Origin of the sequence: Clostridium sp. Ade.TY, from assembly GCF_000498355.1 — a bacterium.
Classification (GTDB): Bacteria; Bacillota; Clostridia; order Clostridiales; family Clostridiaceae; genus Clostridium.
The window spans coordinates 1-20,052 of record NZ_AVSV01000006.1; the positions used below are offsets into that span (position 1 = coordinate 1).

At 28.4% G+C, this 20,052-nt stretch carries 16 protein-coding genes; 1 reads left to right on the forward strand and 15 read right to left on the reverse strand.

Features of this window, described 5'->3' with window-relative positions; translation table 11 throughout:
• The 11 genes from glgP to O212_RS0103040 form a co-directional block, all read right to left on the reverse strand.
• Window positions 1–1,495 (reverse strand): glycogen/starch/alpha-glucan family phosphorylase (gene glgP, locus O212_RS0102990; RefSeq protein ID WP_024613680.1); only part of this gene is annotated, 1,495 nt, incomplete at its 3' end.
• A 57-nt stretch (window positions 1,496–1,552) separates the two neighbouring features.
• Window positions 1,553–3,046, reverse strand: coding sequence for a 4-alpha-glucanotransferase (gene malQ / locus O212_RS0102995; RefSeq protein WP_024613681.1), 1,494 nt, complete (start codon window positions 3,044–3,046; stop codon window positions 1,553–1,555).
• 16 nt (window positions 3,047–3,062) lie between these two features.
• A complete protein-coding gene (locus O212_RS0103000; protein ID WP_024613682.1) occupies window positions 3,063–5,177 on the reverse strand; it encodes a TIM-barrel domain-containing protein in 2,115 nt (704 codons plus the stop codon).
• Window positions 5,178–5,196: 19 nt separating this feature from the next.
• The gene (locus tag O212_RS0103005; protein ID WP_024613683.1) at window positions 5,197–6,219 is read right to left on the reverse strand and encodes a LacI family DNA-binding transcriptional regulator; all 1,023 of its coding nucleotides are present in this window, start codon (window positions 6,217–6,219) and stop codon (window positions 5,197–5,199) included.
• A 237-nt stretch (window positions 6,220–6,456) separates the two neighbouring features.
• Entirely contained in the window at window positions 6,457–7,323 is an 867-nt protein-coding gene (locus O212_RS0103010) for a sugar ABC transporter permease (RefSeq protein WP_024613684.1), read from the reverse strand.
• Window positions 7,324–7,326: 3 nt separating this feature from the next.
• Window positions 7,327–8,256 (reverse strand): sugar ABC transporter permease, encoded by a 930-nt coding sequence (locus O212_RS0103015; RefSeq protein ID WP_029699141.1) that lies wholly within the window; start codon window positions 8,254–8,256, stop codon window positions 7,327–7,329.
• Window positions 8,257–8,330: 74 nt separating this feature from the next.
• On the reverse strand, window positions 8,331–9,542 hold the full coding sequence (locus O212_RS0103020; RefSeq protein WP_024613686.1) for a maltose ABC transporter substrate-binding protein: 1,212 nt from the start codon (window positions 9,540–9,542) through the stop codon (window positions 8,331–8,333).
• 62 nt (window positions 9,543–9,604) lie between these two features.
• The gene (ugpC, locus tag O212_RS0103025) at window positions 9,605–10,714 is read right to left on the reverse strand and encodes a sn-glycerol-3-phosphate ABC transporter ATP-binding protein UgpC (protein ID WP_024613687.1); all 1,110 of its coding nucleotides are present in this window, start codon (window positions 10,712–10,714) and stop codon (window positions 9,605–9,607) included.
• A 417-nt stretch (window positions 10,715–11,131) separates the two neighbouring features.
• Window positions 11,132–11,854: an amino acid ABC transporter ATP-binding protein gene (locus tag O212_RS0103030; RefSeq protein WP_024613688.1), complete on the reverse strand. Its 723-nt coding sequence runs from the start codon at window positions 11,852–11,854 to the stop codon at window positions 11,132–11,134.
• Window positions 11,841–12,527 (reverse strand): amino acid ABC transporter permease, encoded by a 687-nt coding sequence (locus O212_RS0103035; RefSeq protein WP_024613689.1) that lies wholly within the window; start codon window positions 12,525–12,527, stop codon window positions 11,841–11,843. Before O212_RS0103035 ends, O212_RS0103030 begins: the two co-directional genes overlap by 14 nt.
• Before the next feature lie 8 nt (window positions 12,528–12,535).
• Complete coding sequence (locus tag O212_RS0103040) at window positions 12,536–13,387, reverse strand: transporter substrate-binding domain-containing protein (RefSeq protein ID WP_024613690.1); 852 nt, start codon at window positions 13,385–13,387, stop codon at window positions 12,536–12,538.
• A 248-nt stretch (window positions 13,388–13,635) separates the two neighbouring features.
• Here O212_RS0103040 and O212_RS0103045 point away from each other — a divergent pair, with 248 nt between their 5' ends.
• Window positions 13,636–14,724, forward strand: coding sequence for a hypothetical protein (locus O212_RS0103045; RefSeq protein WP_024613691.1), 1,089 nt, complete (start codon window positions 13,636–13,638; stop codon window positions 14,722–14,724).
• A 79-nt stretch (window positions 14,725–14,803) separates the two neighbouring features.
• On the opposite strand, the gene O212_RS0103050 is transcribed toward O212_RS0103045, so the two are convergent.
• The 4 genes from O212_RS0103050 to O212_RS0103065 are packed head-to-tail and all read right to left on the reverse strand — an operon-like array spanning window position 14,804 to window position 19,818.
• Window positions 14,804–16,903 carry a UvrD-helicase domain-containing protein gene (locus O212_RS0103050; RefSeq protein WP_024613692.1) on the reverse strand — a complete coding sequence of 700 codons (2,100 nt, stop codon included), beginning with the start codon at window positions 16,901–16,903 and terminating at the stop codon, window positions 14,804–14,806.
• Between the two features lie 38 nt (window positions 16,904–16,941).
• Window positions 16,942–19,062 (reverse strand): ATP-dependent zinc metalloprotease FtsH, encoded by a 2,121-nt coding sequence (ftsH, locus tag O212_RS0103055; protein ID WP_024613693.1) that lies wholly within the window; start codon window positions 19,060–19,062, stop codon window positions 16,942–16,944.
• 26 nt (window positions 19,063–19,088) lie between these two features.
• Complete coding sequence (lepB, locus tag O212_RS0103060; RefSeq protein WP_029699142.1) at window positions 19,089–19,604, reverse strand: signal peptidase I; 516 nt, start codon at window positions 19,602–19,604, stop codon at window positions 19,089–19,091.
• A complete protein-coding gene (locus tag O212_RS0103065) occupies window positions 19,597–19,818 on the reverse strand; it encodes a DUF3006 domain-containing protein (protein ID WP_024613694.1) in 222 nt (73 codons plus the stop codon). Before O212_RS0103065 ends, lepB begins: the two co-directional genes overlap by 8 nt.
• Between the last annotated feature and the right edge of the window lie 234 nt (window positions 19,819–20,052).

The following is a 20,052-nucleotide window of genomic DNA, read 5'->3' on the forward strand; positions in this document are numbered from 1 at the left end:
CAAGCTGTTCTTTTTTAGTATGTTTTATTTTCATAAATCTTTCTAATACAGCTTCATCATCAATAAACTTTTCTAATTGTTTAAGTTTACCTAAATCTTTAACCCAAGATTCATCACCTAAAAGTTCTGTAATAAATTCTGATAATTCTCTATTACATAGTCTAATCCACCTTCTTGGAGTAATTCCATTAGTTTTGTTTTGAAACTTTTCTGGATACAACTTGTACCAATTGTTAAGTTCAATATCTTTTAATATATCAGTGTGAAGCTTTGCTACTCCATTTACTGCAAATCCTATGGATATTGCAAGGTTTGCCATCCTAGAAACGCCATCTTTAACTATTCTAAATTCCTCTATTTCATCTTTTGAATAGCCTTTTTTCTTTAATTCATTTATAAACCTTGTATCAATCATCTTTATTATTTGAAGTATTCTTGGAAATAAAGCAACAATTAATTTGTTGTCCCATTTTTCAAGTGCTTCAGCAAGTATTGTATGATTTGTATATGCAAATATTTCTTTTGCAATTTTAAGTGCTTTATTGAAAGTTAGTCCATAATCATCAACAAGTACTCTTATAAGTTCTGGTATTGCCAAAACTGGATGAGTATCATTTAATTGAACTGCATGATATTTAGATAACTCATCAAAATTTTCACCATGAACTTTGACATGGCTTCTTATTATATCTTGAATTGATGCACTTACTAAAAAGTATTGTTGTCTAAGTCTTAAAAGTTTTCCTTGCTTCATATCATCATTTGGATATAAAACTCTTGATATATCATCTGCTTTATTTTTAAGCTCTACTGCTTTTTGATATTTTCCTTCATTAAATGCATGAAAATCAAATTCTTCTATTGCTTCACACTTCCAAAGCCTTAATGTATTTATGTTTTTGCTATCATATCCTATTATTGGAGTATCATATGGTACCCCATTAACTTCCATATCTTTAAATTTTACTTTAACTATATCTCTATTTTTTCTAATACTCCAAGGATCACCATAAGTTAACCAATTATCTGCACATTCATGTTGGAATCCATCTTTAAAATATTGCTTAAATAATCCATTTGAATATCTTATTCCATAACCTCTTAGAGGAACTTCCATTGCAGCAGCTGAATCCATAAAACATGCGGCTAATCTTCCAAGTCCTCCATTACCAAGTGCAGCATCTTCTTCTGCTTCTTCAATTTCATTTATATCTATATTTAACTCTTTTAATAATTCTGAAACTTCTTCATAAAGCCCTAAATTTATCAAATTATTTCCAAGTGTCCTACCCATTAAATATTCTGCTGATAAATAATACGCTTGTTTACCTTCTGAATAAATTTTATTTGTATTACTCCAATCATCTACTATGTTTTCCATTAATGCTGATGAAAGACTAGAAAAAATTTCTCCCTTTTCAGCTTCATCTAAAGATACTCCATATTTAATTTTTAATTGTCTTTCCATAGCATTTTTTAATTTTTGTTTCATAATAGTTCCTCCCATACTGACTTTAGCAAACTATTTTTAATTAGCTTTAATTTTAACTAATTAAATTCTTCCATATAATTTAGTTAAGTCATATAACTCTTCTGCTAATTTTTCTGTAATTTTATCTTTCTTAACTCTCCACTCCCAGTTTCCACCAAAAACTGATGGTATATTCATTCTAGCTTCACTTCCAAGATTCAATAAATCTTGCATTGTTACTATAGATAAAAAACTAACAGATCCAAGAACACTTCTTATGAAGCTATAACTGTCATCTAAACTATTTATATTTAAATATTTTAATGACTTTTCCCTTTCTTCTTCTGTTGCTACACTTTCAAACCACCCAAGCACTGTGTCATTATCATGAGTACCCGTGTATGCAATAGAATTATTTATATAATTATGAGGTAAGTCTGTACTATCTTCGCCTCCAAATCCAAACTGAAGTACTTTCATTCCTGGAAATCCTGTTTTATTTCTAAATTCTATAACCTCATCAGTCATAAATCCTAAATCTTCTGCAATAATATTAACATCACCTAAGTTACTTTTTATTGCATCAAATAATTTCATTGCAGGTCCTTTTACCCATCTTCCATTTATAGCTGTATCATCACCATAAGGAATTTCCCAATAAGATTCAAATCCTCTAAAATGATCAATTCTCACCATATCATAGAGCTTTAAGCTTTCTTCTATTCTTGAAATCCACCATTTATATTCTTCCTTCTCCATGGCTTCCCAATCATATATTGGATTTCCCCACAACTGACCTGTAACTGAAAAAGCATCTGGTGGACAACCTGCGACTACTTTAGGAACATTATTTCCATCAACTTTAAATAAACTTGGATTACTCCACATATCAGCACTATCATCTGCCACATATATAGGAATATCACCTATAATACTTATTCCATTATAATTTGCATATTGCTTAAGTTCTTTCCATTGCTTAAAGAATATAAATTGAATAAATTTATAATACTCTATCTCATCTTTAAGCTCTTCTTTATATTTATTTAAAGCTTCATCTTCTCTATTTTTTATATCTTCGTCCCATTCTCTCCATGCAACTAAATTAAATTTATCTTTTATTGCCATATATGCACTATAGTCTTCAAGCCAAAACTTACTTTTTTCTTTAAATTGTCTGTATTCAAATTCTCTATGTCTATTTAATTTATTTTTCTTAAAGTTTTTATAAGCTATTTTTAATATTCTATTTCTAACTTCAAAAATTAATCCAAAATCTACTTTTTCTTCATTAACCCCAAAATTTTCATTTATATAATCTTCCTCATTTAAATATCCTTCATCTTTTAAAATATCCAAATCTATAAAATGTGGATTACCTGCAAAAGCTGAAAAACATTGATATGGTGAATCTCCATAACTAGTATGACCAATAGGAAGTATCTGCCAATACTTTTGTCCTGACTTAACTAAAAAATCTATAAAATTATATGCTTCTTCACCAACGGAACCGATACCAAACTTTCCTGGCAAAGATGATATATGCATTAAAACCCCACTACTTCTCTTTCTCATAAAAATTTACCCTTTCTTATATGTCGTATATTTTTTTAATTTCTCCTAAGTCTTTTGAAATTACTTTTATATTTAATTTTTTACCCTTTATATCCCCATTAACTTTTATATCTATATTTTTTAAATCTTTTTTTATTTCTATATTTAATTTATTAAAGTTACCTTTTTTATATTCTTTTGATACTCCATCATCATCATATAACTCATATTCTGCCTTATCTTGAATAAATGCTATAATATTAAACTCTTTATTTTCTAAACTCTCAACATTTTTAGCACTTTCACCTAATAGTAACATCTTATTTTTTCTTATAAAGAATATAAATTCATCAAGTGCTACATTAATATAATGATGTCCTTGTTCCATAACTTCATAATTTAATTCATTTAAAGATTTACCTTTAACCATAAGCATATCTTCTGGTAGATATACATATCTTCCATTAGCATTTTGTTTTACAACTGGTGTAAGCATTAATGAATCTCCCATAAGTATTTGATCTTCTATCTCTCTTGAATTTATATCATTATATTCAAAGCTAAGTGGCTTAAACATAAGTGTATCATTATTGGCAGATTTCATATATTCACTATATATATATGGAACTAATCCATATCTAAATTCTATAAGCTTTCTTAAAACATTTTCTGTTTCATCTCCAAAGGCAAATGGTTCTTGTCTTCTTGTTCCCATAGCAGAATGATTTCTAAATAATGGTGTAAACATACTGAATTGGAACCATCTTGTCATTAAATCAGCTGTACAGTTTCCACCAAAACCACCTGTATCTGCTCCTGTATAAAGATATCCGCACATATTTAAGTTTGGCATCATTTTTACATTCATCTCTAAATGCTCCCATAATGATGTATTATCTCCAGTCCAAATTCCACCATATCTATGCATTCCTATTGATGAAGCTCTTGAAAATAATAAAAATCTCTTATTTTTATCTATTGATTCAAGTCCTTCAGCTGCTGCTCTTGTCATATTATGACCAAAAAGATTATGAACATCATTATGTTTTATAACCTGTCCATCCATATTATGATAAAAACTATTATAATCAGCTTGACTATTACTTAATCCCATAAATGTATCTTTTAAAGCAAAGAAGCTATAAATATCTAAATTTTTATTTTTGCTTTCTTCAACTTTTTCATAAGCTTTCTTTAATCCCTTTTCTGAATAAAATATTGCTGGTTCATTCATATCATTCCAAAATCCATCGATTCCTTTATCAACTAAAAATTTATACTTTTTACCAAACCAAAGTCTTGCATCACTATTTAAGAAATCAGGAAAATGTACTTTTCCAGGCCATACAGCAGCAACAAAAGGTTTTCCCTCTTTATCATTACAGTAATATCCCTTCTCTATTCCTTCTTCATAAACATCATAACCTTCTTCGATTTTACAACCAGCATCTATTATAGGAATTAATCTTATTCCTTCTTCCTTCATGTCCTTTACCATTCCATCAAAGTTTGGAAAAGCCTCTTTATTTACAGTAAAGTTTTTAAATCTTTCCATATAGTCTATATCTAAATAAATACAATCTATTGGAATATTTTTTTCTCTGAATTTTTTCCCAATATCTTTTACTTCATCTTCATTTGCATAGCTCCATCTACTTTGTTGATAACCAAATGCCCATTTTGGTGGAACATAACTTTTACCAATAAGCTCTCTAAATTTTTTTGATATTTCATTAACATTTTTTTCTTCTATAATATATAAATCATAGTTATTTCCCACTACTTCTATACATAATTTATCTAAATCTGTATATCCTACATCAAACTTAACTTTAGCTGGTGTATCTATAAACACACCAAAACTTCTTGTTTTTCCATGTATTATTATAAAATTATGTGCTCCATAAAGTGATCTTTTATCTTGAGCATGATTTGGATCATCTGTACAATAACTTTCAAATATCCAGCCTCTTTTATTTATTCCTCTTACGTTTTCTCCTAACCCATATACTAAATCATCTTTTTCTAATTTGAGATTAAGTATAGCATCATTTTCTGAAAAGTAAGGTATTTGTCCATTTTCTTTTTCTAAATTTATTACTACAGAATTGCAATTAACTATTTCTCCAAATGAAAATCTTTTAATACTCATACATTCTCACATCCTTTTGTTATTTATGTATTTTAACTACTGAATCCCTTTCAATAAGCTTTGTATCTAATACAATTTGCTTATTTTCCCCTTTATTTTTTATAAGATTTAATAAGACATCCATACTTTTTTCTGCTATTTCTCTCCTTGGCTGTAAAACAGTTGTTATTGAAGGGTTGTAAAATTCAGCTACATCCATACCATCAAAACCTATAATTGATATATCTTTTCCAATTTCCAATCCACTATCAACTAATGCCTTTGCTGAACCTATAGCCATAATATCTGATATACAAAATATTGCATCTATATCTTTATTTTTTTCTATAAGTTTTTTTGTTGTATCATAGGCTCCTTTAGTACTATATTCACCATAAGCTATATTATCTTCTTTTATTTCTAAAGAATTTTCCTTCATTGCCCTAATATATCCTAGTAATCTTTCAGATCCAAGACCAGCGTCTTCCTTAAGACCAAGTATTATAGCTATATTTTTATGCCCTGTATCTATTAAATATTTCGTAGCATTAAAGGCTGCTTCAACTTGTTTTATTCCTATATAAGAAAAATTATTAACTTTAGTATTGTAAGTATTATTTGTTGATGCTAACACTAACGGAACTGATATATCTTTAAAAGTATTTTCATCTATATCTTTAATATCACAACCTAAATATATTATTCCTTGAAGCTTTATTTCCTTTTGAAACTCTATTAAGTTTTTTACCTCATCTTCACCCTTTGCAGAATAATCTGTATGCTTTAATAACATTGTATATCCATTAGCATGTATATCTTTTCCTATTATGTCTATCATTTCAGAGAAGAATGGATTGAATACCCCTCTAACTAAAACCCCAATAGTTTTTGAATTTACCATTTTTAAATTTCTGGCACTATTATTAGGAATATAATTACTTTCTTTTATTATTTTTTTAATCTTTTCTCTAGTTTCATCCTTCACATCAGGATGATTATTTATAACCCTAGAAACGGTTCCAATTCCAACTCCAGCAATTTTAGCAATATCTTTGATATTCATACCCATAGCTCCTCTTTTATGATATAATTTGTTTTCTTTTCATCAATGTAAACATTATCTTTCAATAAACTATATTAGACATTTTTTATTAAAATCCTTTATTTTCATATATAATTTTTGAAATATATTTTACATTTTTTACTTAAGGTATAATTTAACTAATCTATTTTCAACATATTTTTAGGAAGGGTTTTAATATATTTTTTAAAATTTAATTATCTTTTTTATAACTTATTTCTATTCTTTAACTGCCCCTGCTACTAATCCTTTTGATACAAATTTTTGTATTGATACAAATAATATAGCAAGAGGTATTGTAGCCATTACTGATGCTGCTGCATAAGCAGTCCAGTTTGTTGAAACTCCACTATCCATAAATGATTTTAATCCTATAACTAAAGTTTTAAGTCCTGGATCTTTAAGTAATGCTGCTGAAAGAATGAACTCACCAAATGTTCCAATAAATGAAAAAAAGAATATAACAACAAGCATTGGTTTACATAATGGAAATATAATTTTTCTAAATATTTGACCATGATTTGCTCCATCAACTAATGCTGATTCATCAAGTTCCTTTGGAAGCCCATCTATAAATCCTTTCATTAACCATATATTATAGGCACTTGCTCCACACATTACTAATATTAAGAACCAATGGTTGTCCATACCATTTAATCTATACGCAACTGATAATATTGCAGGTAACGCCATTGAAGCTGGAAACATTTGAAGTATTAATAATGACATAAGACCATACTTTTTACCTGAAAATCTTAATCTACTAAAAGTATAAGCTGCCGGTAATGTCATAAGAACTTGTGCTGCTGCAACAAAGAAACAAACTTTAAATGAGTTCCATACCCATAGTAAAAAATCAGTTTCTTTTAATACAAAAAGGTAATTATCAAGAGTAATATCTTTCGGTATTAATTCTTTTTGTATAAAACTTGAACCAGTTGAAAGTGATGCTGTTACAATTGCAAGAACTGGGAATAATATTACAAGTATACTTATCCATATAAATATTCTACTCATCCAAAGCGTTACTTTTTCTGGCTTTGTCATTTTTCTTTTATGCTTATATTTTTTCTTTTTTAATTCCATAACCTATTCCCCCTTAAACTGTCCTGATGCTCTCATTTGGAAAAACGCTATAGTTCCAACTATCAAGAATAATATAATTGAAAGTGCTGCCCCTAAATCAAATCTACCAAATTGAGTTGTCATCTTATAAGCTGCTGATCCAAGAACATCAGTATATCCTGCAAATGGTGAATCTGGTCTTACAGGTCCACCTCCAAATAAAAGGAATGCCGCTGTGAAACTACCAAAGTTAAATGACCATGAACCTATTAATAATGGAAATGCTGTGTTTGCAAGTGATGGTAATGTAATTTTAAAGAACTTTTGTAATGTTGAAGCTCCATCTATACTTGCTGCTTCATAATATGTTTCTGGAATTGCTGATAATGCACCTATACACACATTCATCATATATGGGAAACCAAGCCATATGCTAATTAATAATACTGCAAGTCTTGCTGGACCCGCCTCTGTAAGCCACATTATAGGTTCTGATATTATGTGTAAATTCATTAATATTTCATTTATTGCACCATATTGACTATTTAAAAGTCCTGTAAATGAAATTGTTATAATTGCTGCTGGAAGCGCCCAAGGCACTACTAAAAACCCTTTATATATTGCTGATTCTTTCATATTTTTATTTGATAATACTAAAGCATATATTAGTCCAACAATAAATCCACCCAATGTAATTATTGTTGCTGATACTATTGTCCAACCAAACACTGGTAAAAACACTTCTTTAAGTGGTCCAAATAAAACATCTTTAAAGTTTTTTAATCCTACAAAACCAAAACCTTTATTTAATGTTTTTATATTATAATTTGTAAAAGCTATTATTACAGTACATATTATAGGAAATACTGTTAATATAATCATACTTATTAATGATGGTGATAAGAATTTCATAGCTCTTAAATTATCTTTTAAAGTTACCTTTTTCTTACTCATAATTCCCCTCTCTCCTTCTAACTTAAAAGATGGAGGAAAAGCCTTTCCCTCCATCCTTCCTAGTTATCAATTAATTATTGTTGTGTTTCTATACCCTTTTTAACTGCATCTACAATATCTTTAGATACAGCTTTTGCATCTTCACCTTTGTATAATCTTGTGATTTGTGATGTTGCATTCCATACAGCTTGCATTTCTAAAATATTTGGCATTGGAACTGCTACTTTTGATTGATCTACAAATCCTTGTAAATATTTATTTTCTTTTATTGCATCACTATTTAAAACATCCTTTAATACTGGAATTCTATTACCAACTTTGAATAATTCCTCGCTCTTATTGTTAATTATGTCTGATAATAAATCCCAAGCTAAATCTTTATTTTGTGATTTAGCACTAACAAATGCTGTTTGAACTCCTAGGAATGACTTATAATCATTTCCTCCTATAGTTGGAATTGGAGCTACACCAAAGTTTAATTTTGCTTGTTCAAATTGTTCTACATCCCATGGTCCTGAAATATAGAAAGCTGATTCTCCTTCTTTAAAGTTTGTTGATGCTATATCTCCAGTAATATCCTCAGGCATTAACTTATGCTTTCTTACTAAATCAGCTAAGAATTCATATCCTTTTATTGCTCCATCATTTGCAAGACCAATATCATCTGCCTTTAAGCTACCTTGCTCTCCTCCAAATATATATCCTCCAAGAGTCTGAACTATACCACCTGTAATATAGAAGTTTCCTAAATCAATTTGAAATCCATTCTTATCTTTTTTAGCTACTTCCACTAGTTCTTCCATTGTTTTTGGAACTTCTTTAACTTTATCCTTATTATAGAAAAGTGCTACTGTTTCTTGTGCCATTGGTACTGCATAATTTTTTCCTTCAAATGAAGTTGCATCCCATACACTTTCACTACTATATTTGCTCTTATCAAATTTATCAGCTGGAACTTCTTCAAGTAATCCTGACTCATAGAAAGATGCTAAATTATCATGAGGCATTCCAATATATAAATCTGGTCCTTTACTTGAGTTTGCTGCTTGTAAATATTCTTGATATCCACCTTCATCATTTACAACTTTAACTGTATTACCAGTTTTTTCTCCCCAAGCTTTAGCCTCTTCTTCTATTGTCTTCATTTCCCCTTCTTTTACTTTAGTCCAAACTGTTAATTCCTTGCCACCTTCTGCGCTAGCTCCTTTTGAACCACCACATCCTACAAATAATGAACTTGTTACTACTACTGCCATAAGACAAGCAATAATTTTCTTTTTAACCATATAAATTCCCCTCCACAAAATCATAAATATATTTTATTTAAATTTAATTTTGACATTTTAAATTAGAATATTGTAACTTGTGTTTCTTTATCAAAAGCATGTATATCATTAATACTTAAAGAAAACTCTAACTTTTCTCCTAAAGCTTGATTTGAACCACCTTTAGTTTTTATTATTATTGCTTTTTCTCCAAGTTTTGTATGAACATACGTTTCTGAACCTAAATTCTCTGTTAATTCAATTGTGCTATTAAAATTAAATTTTGTTTTATCAGATTTATCAGTAGTATTACATAAAATCTTTTCTGGTCTAATTCCAAGAATCAGTTCTTTATTTAAAACACCATTAGCTTTTATTTTTTCTATTTTTTCTTTTGGTAATTCTACTTTATTACCTTTAATTTCTATATAGACTTTTCCTGATTCTTCAATAACATTGCCATATATAAAATTCATTTGAGGACTTCCTATAAATCCTGCAACAAACATATTTATTGGATTATTATATATTTCATTAGGTGTTGCTACTTGTTGTATTACACCATCTTTCATAACTACTATTCTCGTACCAAGGGTCATAGCCTCTGTTTGGTCATGTGTTACATATATAAATGTTGTATCTAATTCTTTATATAATTTTGAAATTTCAATTCTCATTTGAACTCTAAGTTTTGCATCAAGGTTTGATAAAGGCTCGTCCATTAAGAAAACCTTTGGATTTCTAACAATTGCTCTACCCATAGCAACTCTTTGCCTTTGTCCTCCTGATAAAGCCTTTGGCTTTCTATCAAGTAAATGCTCTATATCAAGAATTTTTGCAGCATTTCTCACTTTAACTTCTATCTCATCTTTTGGCATCTTTCTAAGCTTAAGACCAAATGCCATATTATCATAAACTGTCATATGAGGATATAATGCATAGTTTTGGAAAACCATTGCTATATCCCTATCTTTTGGTGCCTTATCATTTACAAGTTGATTATCTATATAAAGTTCCCCTTCACTTATTTCTTCAAGTCCAGCAACCATTCTTAATGTTGTTGATTTACCACAACCTGAAGGCCCAACGAATACTATAAATTCCCTATCTTCTATTTCTAGATTAAAATCTTTTACAGCCTCAAATCCGTTTTCATAAATTTTGTACAGATTTTTAAAAACTAACCCTGCCATATTAATCCTCCCACTTTAAATAAATATTCTAAATACTCTCTTTCGGAAACCTTTCCAAAAATATTAAAATAAAAAATCCATATACTTAATTACATATAAATCTTTATGGAAACCTTTCCAGAAACTTCAAAAAATTATTTCCTTCTATTTTAGGAAACGTTTTCTACAAGATTCATTCTATCACCATAAATTAACAAAAACAAGGCTTTTATGTTAATTTTATGTATTTTTTTTAAAATTAAAATGCTTTTTATTAACTATTTATTAATATTAAATTTTTACTATAAATTTCTTCATTTTTCGAGTTAATTTTATAAAAAAATAAACTAGCATATTCATTTAAACGAATATTTGCTAGTTTATGCTAAAATAACTATTTATTTTTCCGTTAGTGTATATTTTAATATGCAATGAAAATTAAAGAATCTTTGATAAGAAACTTATCGTTCTTTCATTTTTAGGATTATTAAATATTTCTTCTGGAGTTCCCTCTTCCATAATTTTTCCTTCATCCATAAATAAAATTCTATCTCCAACTTCTTTTGCAAATCCCATTTCATGTGTAACTATAATCATAGTCATACCGTCATTTGCCAATGATTTCATTACATTTAATACTTCTCCAACCATTTCTGGATCAAGAGCTGATGTTGGTTCATCAAATAACATTACATCTGGTTCCATAGCTAATGCTCTAGCTATAGCTATTCTTTGCTTCTGTCCTCCTGATAAAGAATTTGGATATGCATTTTTCTTTTCTAAAAGTCCTACCTTTTCAAGAAGCATCTCTGCTTTTTCTATAAATTCTTCTTTTCCCAATCCCTTAACCTTAATTGGTGCCATAATTAAATTTTCAAGTACAGTTTTATGCGGAAACAAATTAAATTGTTGAAAAACCATTCCCATCTTTTCTCTTATTTTATTTATGTTTATTTTTTTATCTGTTATATTATTTCCTTCAAAATTTATTTCTCCATCTGTTGGTTCCTCTAAAAGATTTAAACATCTTAAAAAAGTACTCTTTCCAGATCCAGAAGGTCCTATTATAACAACAACCTCACCTTGTTCAATCTCTTGATCTATTCCTTTTAAAACTTCATGATTACCAAAAGATTTTTTTAAGTTATTAACATATATCACTTGCTTTAAACCTCCTCTCAAAATACCCAATAAGTCTTCCTAATGAAAATGTCATTATAAAATAAAATACCGCTACTACAATTAATGGTTCAAATGTTAAATATACTGCTCCTTTAACTATATCTGCACTAAACATTAATTCTCCAACTCCAATAAATGAGGCCATAGACGATTCCTTAATTATTGTTACAAATTCATTACCTATTGCAGGTAAAATATTTTTTACTGCTTGTGGAACTATAACTAAATACATAGCTTGTACTTTATTCATTCCTAAACTTCTTGCAGCTTCCATTTGACCTTTATCAACTGCATTTATTCCTGCTCTAACTATCTCCGATACATAAGCTGCTGAATTTAAAGATATAGCCCATATAACTGCTGTAAATGCACTAATATCAATTCCTAAAAATAATGCTGAGCCAGAGTATACCATAAATATTTGTAATACCATTGGTGTTCCTCTTACAAGCTCTATATAAGCTGTTGCAATGCATGCTAAAGGTTTAACTTTTCCAATTTTAAAATTCAATGTTTTCATAAAATATAAAACTGATCCAAATAAAGTTCCAAAAAATACAGTAACAAGTGATATTATTAATGTCATTTTTGCCCCTTCTATGAATACAGGTAAATATTCATTTAAAAAACTAAAATCAAATTTATATCCCATATTAACACCTACTTTTCAACTTGCTTTGATGCTAATTCATTTGCTTCTATAATAAACTTATCTATATTTCCACTTTCCTTTAATCTATTTATTGTTTTATTAACTTGTTCTACAAGTTCTTTTTGACCTTTTTTAACTGCTACTGCATTTCCACCTGTTTCATCTTCAAATGATATATCACTTAAAACTATATCACTATTATTTGACATAGCCATTTCGCCAACTGGTTTTTCTACTACTAACGCATCTATTTTCCCAGCTTTCAATTCTAATATCAAATTATTTACATTGCTTAATAATTTAACTTTTTCACCTTTTATAGTATTTTTTATTATATCAGCTTGAGTTGATCCCATTTGAGCTCCTAAATTGATATTTTTTAAATCATCTATACCTTTATATTTGTTTAAATCCTCTTTTTTAACTAATACACCATGATTAGCCTTATAATATATTTCTGAAAAATCAACTACTTTTTCTCTCTTAGGATCTGGATTCATTCCTGAAATAATCATATCTATTTGACCTGCTGGTAATGCTGTAAGAAGTGAATCAAACTTCATTTCTTTTATATTTAATTTAACCCCTAAGTCCTTTGCTATCTCTTTTGCTATTTCAACATCAAATCCAACGATAGTATCTTTTCCGTCTATCATTGTATGGAATTCATATGGTGAATAATCAGCACTTAATCCAACTACAAGCTCACCTTTTTCTTTTATTTGTGAAAGCATAGTTTTTTCTCCACTATTTGCCCCTGATTCACTTTTTTCTGTACCGCCCCCACATGCTACCATTGAAAATGAAATTGCTCCAACTAATAATGTCGTTATAACTTTTTTTAATATTCCTTTTTTCATAATTTTGTACCCCCAAATTTATTTATTGCTTATTACATGTTTTTTGCTTGATATCATTATACGTTATAAATTTATATTTATGCAAGTATTTTTTATATTTTTCTGTATTTTTTTATTTTTATGCAATTATTATGTATATTTACGTAATTTTTATACATTCTCCTAACCTAAACTCTTTACTTAGTAACAAATAAATATATAAAAATATATAATGTATTACTTAAAATATTTTATGAGAAGGTGCAATAATGGATAAAACTCTAAACCGTCATATGTTTCTAGGCAATAATACTCCAAATGGATTTTACTCTCTTTTTAAATATTTATTATCTCAAGATGAAGCTAATAGAATTATATGCTTAAAAGGTGGACCTGGAACTGGTAAATCTTCTCTTATGAAAAAATTAGCCTTTCATTTTAAATCTAATGGATATACTGTTGAAGAATATCATTGCTCATCTGATGATCAATCCCTTGATGGAGTTTTAGTTAAGGAATTAAAGGCAGCAATATTAGATGCTACTTCACCTCATATGACAGATCCTATCTCCCCTGGTGCTATAGATAAAATTGTTGATTTAGCAGTTGCTTTAGATAGCAAAGATATGGTTAATTACAAAAAAGATATTATATCTTTAAGCACTCAAATAAGCGAATGTTTTTCTAGAGCATATACATTCTTTAAATCTGCAAATTCTATATATTTAGATTGGAGGTATATAAATAAATCATCTGTAAATAAAGACTTATTACTAAACCTTGAATCCACTATTAAATCTGCTGTTCTTCCTATAAAATCATCTAATACTCTTGGAGGTGAAAGACATCTTTTTGCTACTGCCTTTACTCCAAATGGAATTGTCTCTTTTAGTGAACTTCTTGCAAAATCTTTAGGCAAAATATTTGTACTTAAAGGAGAACCTGGACTTTATAAAAGTGATTTATTAAAATCATTAGGAGTTTCAGCTCAAAAGCTTGGTTTATATGTTGAGTATTATCACCATCCCCTTTTACCAGATGAACTAGAGCATATTATAATACCATCTGAAGGGATTGGAGTATTTAGTGAAAATGAATTATCAAAAATTAAATTAAATGCAACAGTTTTTGATTTATCTTCACTTTGCGATAAAAGTATATTAGCAAAATATAAAGAAGAATTAGACTTTGATAAAACTGAATTTGATATACTTCTTAATAAAGGATTATCATTAATTACAGAAGCTAAAATTACCCATGATAAACTTGAAAAAATATATGTTTCTCACATGGATTTTAATTTAGTAAATAAAATTTTTAATGATATTATACTAGACTTTGAAAAATTTAAAGTTTAAACCGTATCTTTTAAAAAATATGAATCAATATTTTATTATTTAAAAACAAAAAAGATTGCGTAATTCTACGCAATCTTTTTTATTTTTTTATTTGTTTTATAACTGATAGCCTGTGAAGGGCCCTAGTACACATTATATATTTTACAAGATTTGGAGTGTCTGTGTCATCCTCTAAAATAATTACACCATCAAATTCTAGTCCCTTAGCAAAATATGCTGGTACTAAAACTTTTCCGCCTCTATAAATTATATCATTTCTATCAAATGTAAGTATTTTTACTTTTTCTTTAAGATTATGAGATAAATCTTTAAGTTCATCCTTTTTCTTAGTTATAACGGCTATACTTTCAAGACCTTCATCTTCATAATCTTCAATTATAGAAGTTATAGTATCTATTGTTTCTCCTAAACTTTCTGTTTCTTCTTCTAAAACAGCTTCTCCGCTTCTTACTAATGGTATAATTTTCTCTTCATCTAAGAATTTACTTGCATATTCCATTATTTGTTGAGTAGATCTATAACTTTTATTTAAGCTAAATTCCATTACATTATCTAATATTTCATTTAATTTAAGCATTGCTGGAACTTCTTTTGTGTCAATAAGCCTTTGATTACTATCTCCAACTATTGTATAGCTTTTAGCTCCTGTTAACTCTTTCAATACTATAAATTGAATATAATTATAGTCTTGAGCTTCATCAATTACTACATGCTTATATTCTTTTTTAGTCTTTTTACCATTTAACCTTATCATTAAATAAAGTATTCCTGCAAGATCCATAAATCCAAGATTATTAGTAGCTGTAACTCTCTTATATATACTTACTATATCTTCGTTATTTAGCCATTCATTTAATCTTTCTCTTGCATTGATAACTTCTCTTACTATTTCTCTTATTCTTAATCTTCTATTGAAATCTAAATTGTTTTTTTCAAAAATAAGCTCATCTTCTGTAAGAGTGCTTATCTTTTCTTCTATTTCTTTATTTAACTTCCAAACATACTCATCTCTTTTATCTTTTATTTTAGAAATAAGTATTCTCTTAACTTTATCGCTTCTTCTAAATAAAGGCATATAAGCATAATGTTTATTAAATAATTCTTTTATTTCATCTTTTGAAACTATTTCTTCTCCAAAGAACTTTACACTCTCTACATCAAAATAATTTTCATTCATTTCTTCTATTGAATTATCTAATTTTTTAACAAATTCAAATGAACTCTTATACTTATATTCTTCTAAGGCTTTTTCATTCCCCTTCATAGCCTCTTCTATATAATAAGAAAACTCTGTTATAGGTTCATCAAGCCCAATTTCTTTAATTGCAAAAGCTTCAAAAGTCATATTATCTACTCCATCTTCACCAAGTGATGGAAGTACACCATTTATATAATCCATAAATATATCATTTGGTCCAAGTATTAAAACTTTGTCACCAAATTGTTTTCTAAAATTATATAAAAGATATGATATTCTATGAAGTGCTATAGTAGTTTTACCTGAACCTGCAACCCCATTTACAACAACAACTTTATCTTTTGGAGCTCTTATTATTTCATCTTGCTCTTCTTGTATTGTCATTACAATATCTTTAAGTTTTTCACTTGAATTACTAGTTAAAACCATTTGAAGTATCTCATCTTTTACATCTATAGCAGATTCAAATACTCCTTTAAGCTCTCCATTTTTTATTACAAGTTGCTTTCTTGATAATATATCACAACCTATCTCTCCAGCTGGAGAAGTATATGAAGATTCACCAACATTTCCTTTATAGAATAATGAAGCTATAGGAGCACGCCAGTCTACTATGACTGGCTCATATGTTCCTTCTTTTGTAAGTCCAAATCTACCTATATAAATTTCTTCTGGAGAATCTCCTTCTTCTATGAAATTTATTTTTCCAAAATAAGGTGATTCTTTTAAAATTGTATATTCTTTAAGCTTTTTATCTATATTCTTAAAAGCTTCTTCTTTTACATAAGCTTCATGATCAAAGTATTCTAATACTTTATCTTCATCATCTCTATATTCTTCTATTACTTTTTTTCTGTAATCTATAATATATTGAGTTATATATTTTCTCTTTTCTATATAACTTAAAATTTCTTCGTTTATTGTATTTAATGTTTCATTTAAATGAGCTTCTTCCATAAGGAAATCTAGGTTATTTTCCATTTTATCTATATCTCCTTCCAAAATAGATTATTACTCACCTATTCACCGTCTTCATTATTCTCATCATGGCTTAAATGTTTTTCATACCCATGATTTTCTTCAGTATTTGAATGCTCTTCATTATGATTACATTCATTACTATTTTCATTTGAATCTAAATTTTCTACTATTACAGCAGTAGTTTCAGTAACAGCTATTTCATTTACTCCTTCAGCTTTTTCAGTAGATAATATTGAAGATTCTTTTCTAAAGTTTTTTCTACTTTCAGCAAGCATCTTAGCTTCTCTTCTAGCTTCTTCCTTTATTCTATCTTCTTCTTCTTTTTTAATTCTCATCTCAGGATATTTTTCATAAACTATTTCCATGAATTCATCCCCAAAGATTGTTTCTTTTTCAAGAAGAACATTTGATATTTTATCTAAAAGATCTCTATTTTCTCTTAATATAGTTTTTGCTTTCTTATGAGCTTCTTTTATTATAGTAAGTACTGCTCTATCAACTAAAGTTGAAGTTTCTTCACTACAATTTCTAACTGCTCTACCATCTAAGTATCTATTTTGTACTGACTCAAGAGCCATCATATCAAACTCTTCTGTCATACCATACATAGTTACCATACCTCTAGCTGTTTGAGTTGCTCTTTCTATATCATTTGAAGCACCTGTTGATACAAGATTAAATACTTCTTCTTCAGCAGATCTACCACCAAGCATTACAGTTATTTGGTTCATAAGTTCTTCCTTAGAAATTAAGTATTTTTCTTCTTCTGGTAATTGCATAGTATATCCAAGAGCTCCCATAGTTCTTGGAACTATTGTAATTTTATGAACTGGATCTGATCCATCTAAAAGTGCTGCTACTAAAGCATGACCAACCTCATGGAAAGCAACTGCTTTCTTTTCTTTTGGTGAAAGTATTCTATCTTTCTTTTCCTTACCTGCTATTATATCTTCAACAGCTTCTCTTAAATCATCTTGAATAACTTCTTTTCTACCTTCTCTAACAGCTCTAAGTGCTGCTTCATTTATAATATTTGCAAGATCTGCCCCAACTGCACCTGGAGTACTCTTTGCTATTTCTTCTAAATCTACATCTGGTCCAAGCTTAATATCCTTAGCATGAACTTTAAGTATAGCTTCTCTTCCTGGGAAGTCTGGTCTGTCAACTATAACCCTTCTATCAAATCTACCTGGTCTAAGCAATGCTTTATCAAGTATTTCTGGTCTATTTGTAGCACCAAGTATTACTATACCTTTTGATGAATCGAAACCATCCATTTCAGCTAATAACTGATTAAGTGTTTGTTCTCTTTCATCATTGCTTTGTAATTGATTATCTCTACTCTTACCAACTGCATCAATTTCATCAATAAATATTATACAAGGAGCTTTTTCTTGAGCATCCTTAAATAATTCTCTAACTCTCTTAGCACCAGCACCAACAAACATCTCAACGAAACTTGAACCTGATATTGAGAAAAATGGTACTTTTGCTTCTCCTGCAACCGCTTTTGCAAGTAATGTTTTACCTGTTCCTGGAGGTCCTACTAAAAGAACACCTTTAGGAAGTTTTGCACCTATTGCAGTATACTTACTTGGATCATTTAAGAAGTCAATTACCTCTTCAAGAGATTCCTTAGCTTCTTCTTGTCCTGCAACATCTTTAAATGTTACTCCTATTTCATCTTCTAAATAAACTTTGGCATTATTTTTTCCAAGTGACATCATTCCGCCACCCATTTTACCTGCCATTTTTGAGAATATCACCTTCCACATTATAAACATGAATAAGAATAATAATCCATAACTTACTAAGAAGTCAAAAATAGGTGATTGTTTAGGATTCTTTCCTGTTACGTCAATTCCTGCTGCATTTAATTGATTAAGTAAATCATTATTTGGTATATTTGCTGTATATAAAGTCTTTCCTTTGTATTCACTCTTATCACTTGGTGTAATAATTAAATTTTCAGTAGTTATTACAACTTTTGAAATTTGCTTATCTTTCACCATTTGTTGAAATGTAGTATAACTAATTTCTTTATTCATTGATGTCTCTCTAATATAATTAAAGGACATTATAATCGCCAAGGCTATTAGAAAATATATAATCCCAGCCTTATTTTTATTTTGGTTTTGTTTTTGATTTTCTGGCTCCATTCAATCCACCTCTCTTTTCCTTATAATTATTGTAAAAATCCCATCTGATTGAAAGGATATATTTTAACTTGTGCTTTACCTAATATTTGGTCTCCACTTATATATGGATTTTTCCAAAATCTAGCATCATTAGAATTTGCTCTATTATCTCCTAAGAAAAAGTATTTTCCCTCAGGAACTTTATATGTACCATAAAACTCCATAGGATTTTTAACATAAGGTTCATCCAACTTTTTACCATTTACATAAACAGATGTACCATCAAACCTTATTTCATCTCCTGGAAGTCCTATAAGCCTTTTTATAACAATCTCATCTAGTTCTTTTGACTTAAATACTACTATATCGCCTCTCTTTAAATTTTCTGGATTATAAACTTTTGTTACTAAAAGTCTATCATCAACATTTAAAGTTGGTGCCATTGATGAGCTTGGTATATACACTCTAAATATTAAAAATTTATTTATTAATATAGCAAGTATTACAGCTATAATAACTGGTATTATCAAATCTTTAAAAAAATTTGTTTTATTACTACTCATTCCACATTCCTTTCATCAACTCATTAATATGTTTTTTTCTTTTTGTGGTCTCTTCTTTACTGTAGTAATATTTATTTTTTTCTTCGTATACTACATCGCCACTTTTTAATTCTATTGAGAATTTATTCTTAGGAACATTTAATATTTCATTATCTAAAGACTGTAAAATATAATATTCTCCTTCACATCTATCAACTATGTATAAATTTCTCATAAATTTATTGTATACCTATTTAACCTTTCTTAAATCTTTATATTAAATTTAATTATATCATACTTTTTTGACAAATTTATTTCTTGAAATTTAAATTTTTATATTATATTCTTGTCCTTTTTTAAACATTTTTAATCTTATTTTCACATTATATCATATGTAATTAATATTGCAATATTATACAATATTAAATACCACTTAACTGTTAGTTCCTAATTAAAATCAAAAGCGAAT

Coding starts and splice junctions, on each gene's coding strand:
- malQ (WP_024613681.1), bottom strand. CDS start 3,046: ATGAGAAAGAGAAGTAGTGGGGTTTTAATGCATATATCATCTTTGCCA.
- O212_RS0103000 (WP_024613682.1), bottom strand. CDS start 5,177: ATGAGTATTAAAAGATTTTCATTTGGAGAAATAGTTAATTGCAATTCT.
- O212_RS0103005 (WP_024613683.1), bottom strand. CDS start 6,219: ATGAATATCAAAGATATTGCTAAAATTGCTGGAGTTGGAATTGGAACC.
- O212_RS0103010 (WP_024613684.1), bottom strand. CDS start 7,323: ATGGAATTAAAAAAGAAAAAATATAAGCATAAAAGAAAAATGACAAAG.
- O212_RS0103015 (WP_029699141.1), bottom strand. CDS start 8,256: ATGAGTAAGAAAAAGGTAACTTTAAAAGATAATTTAAGAGCTATGAAA.
- O212_RS0103020 (WP_024613686.1), bottom strand. CDS start 9,542: ATGGTTAAAAAGAAAATTATTGCTTGTCTTATGGCAGTAGTAGTAACA.
- ugpC (WP_024613687.1), bottom strand. CDS start 10,714: ATGGCAGGGTTAGTTTTTAAAAATCTGTACAAAATTTATGAAAACGGA.
- O212_RS0103035 (WP_024613689.1), bottom strand. CDS start 12,527: ATGGGATATAAATTTGATTTTAGTTTTTTAAATGAATATTTACCTGTA.
- O212_RS0103040 (WP_024613690.1), bottom strand. CDS start 13,387: ATGAAAAAAGGAATATTAAAAAAAGTTATAACGACATTATTAGTTGGA.
- O212_RS0103045 (WP_024613691.1), top strand. CDS start 13,636: ATGGATAAAACTCTAAACCGTCATATGTTTCTAGGCAATAATACTCCA.
- O212_RS0103050 (WP_024613692.1), bottom strand. CDS start 16,903: ATGGAAAATAACCTAGATTTCCTTATGGAAGAAGCTCATTTAAATGAA.
- ftsH (WP_024613693.1), bottom strand. CDS start 19,062: ATGGAGCCAGAAAATCAAAAACAAAACCAAAATAAAAATAAGGCTGGG.
- lepB (WP_029699142.1), bottom strand. CDS start 19,604: ATGAGTAGTAATAAAACAAATTTTTTTAAAGATTTGATAATACCAGTT.
- O212_RS0103065 (WP_024613694.1), bottom strand. CDS start 19,818: ATGAGAAATTTATACATAGTTGATAGATGTGAAGGAGAATATTATATT.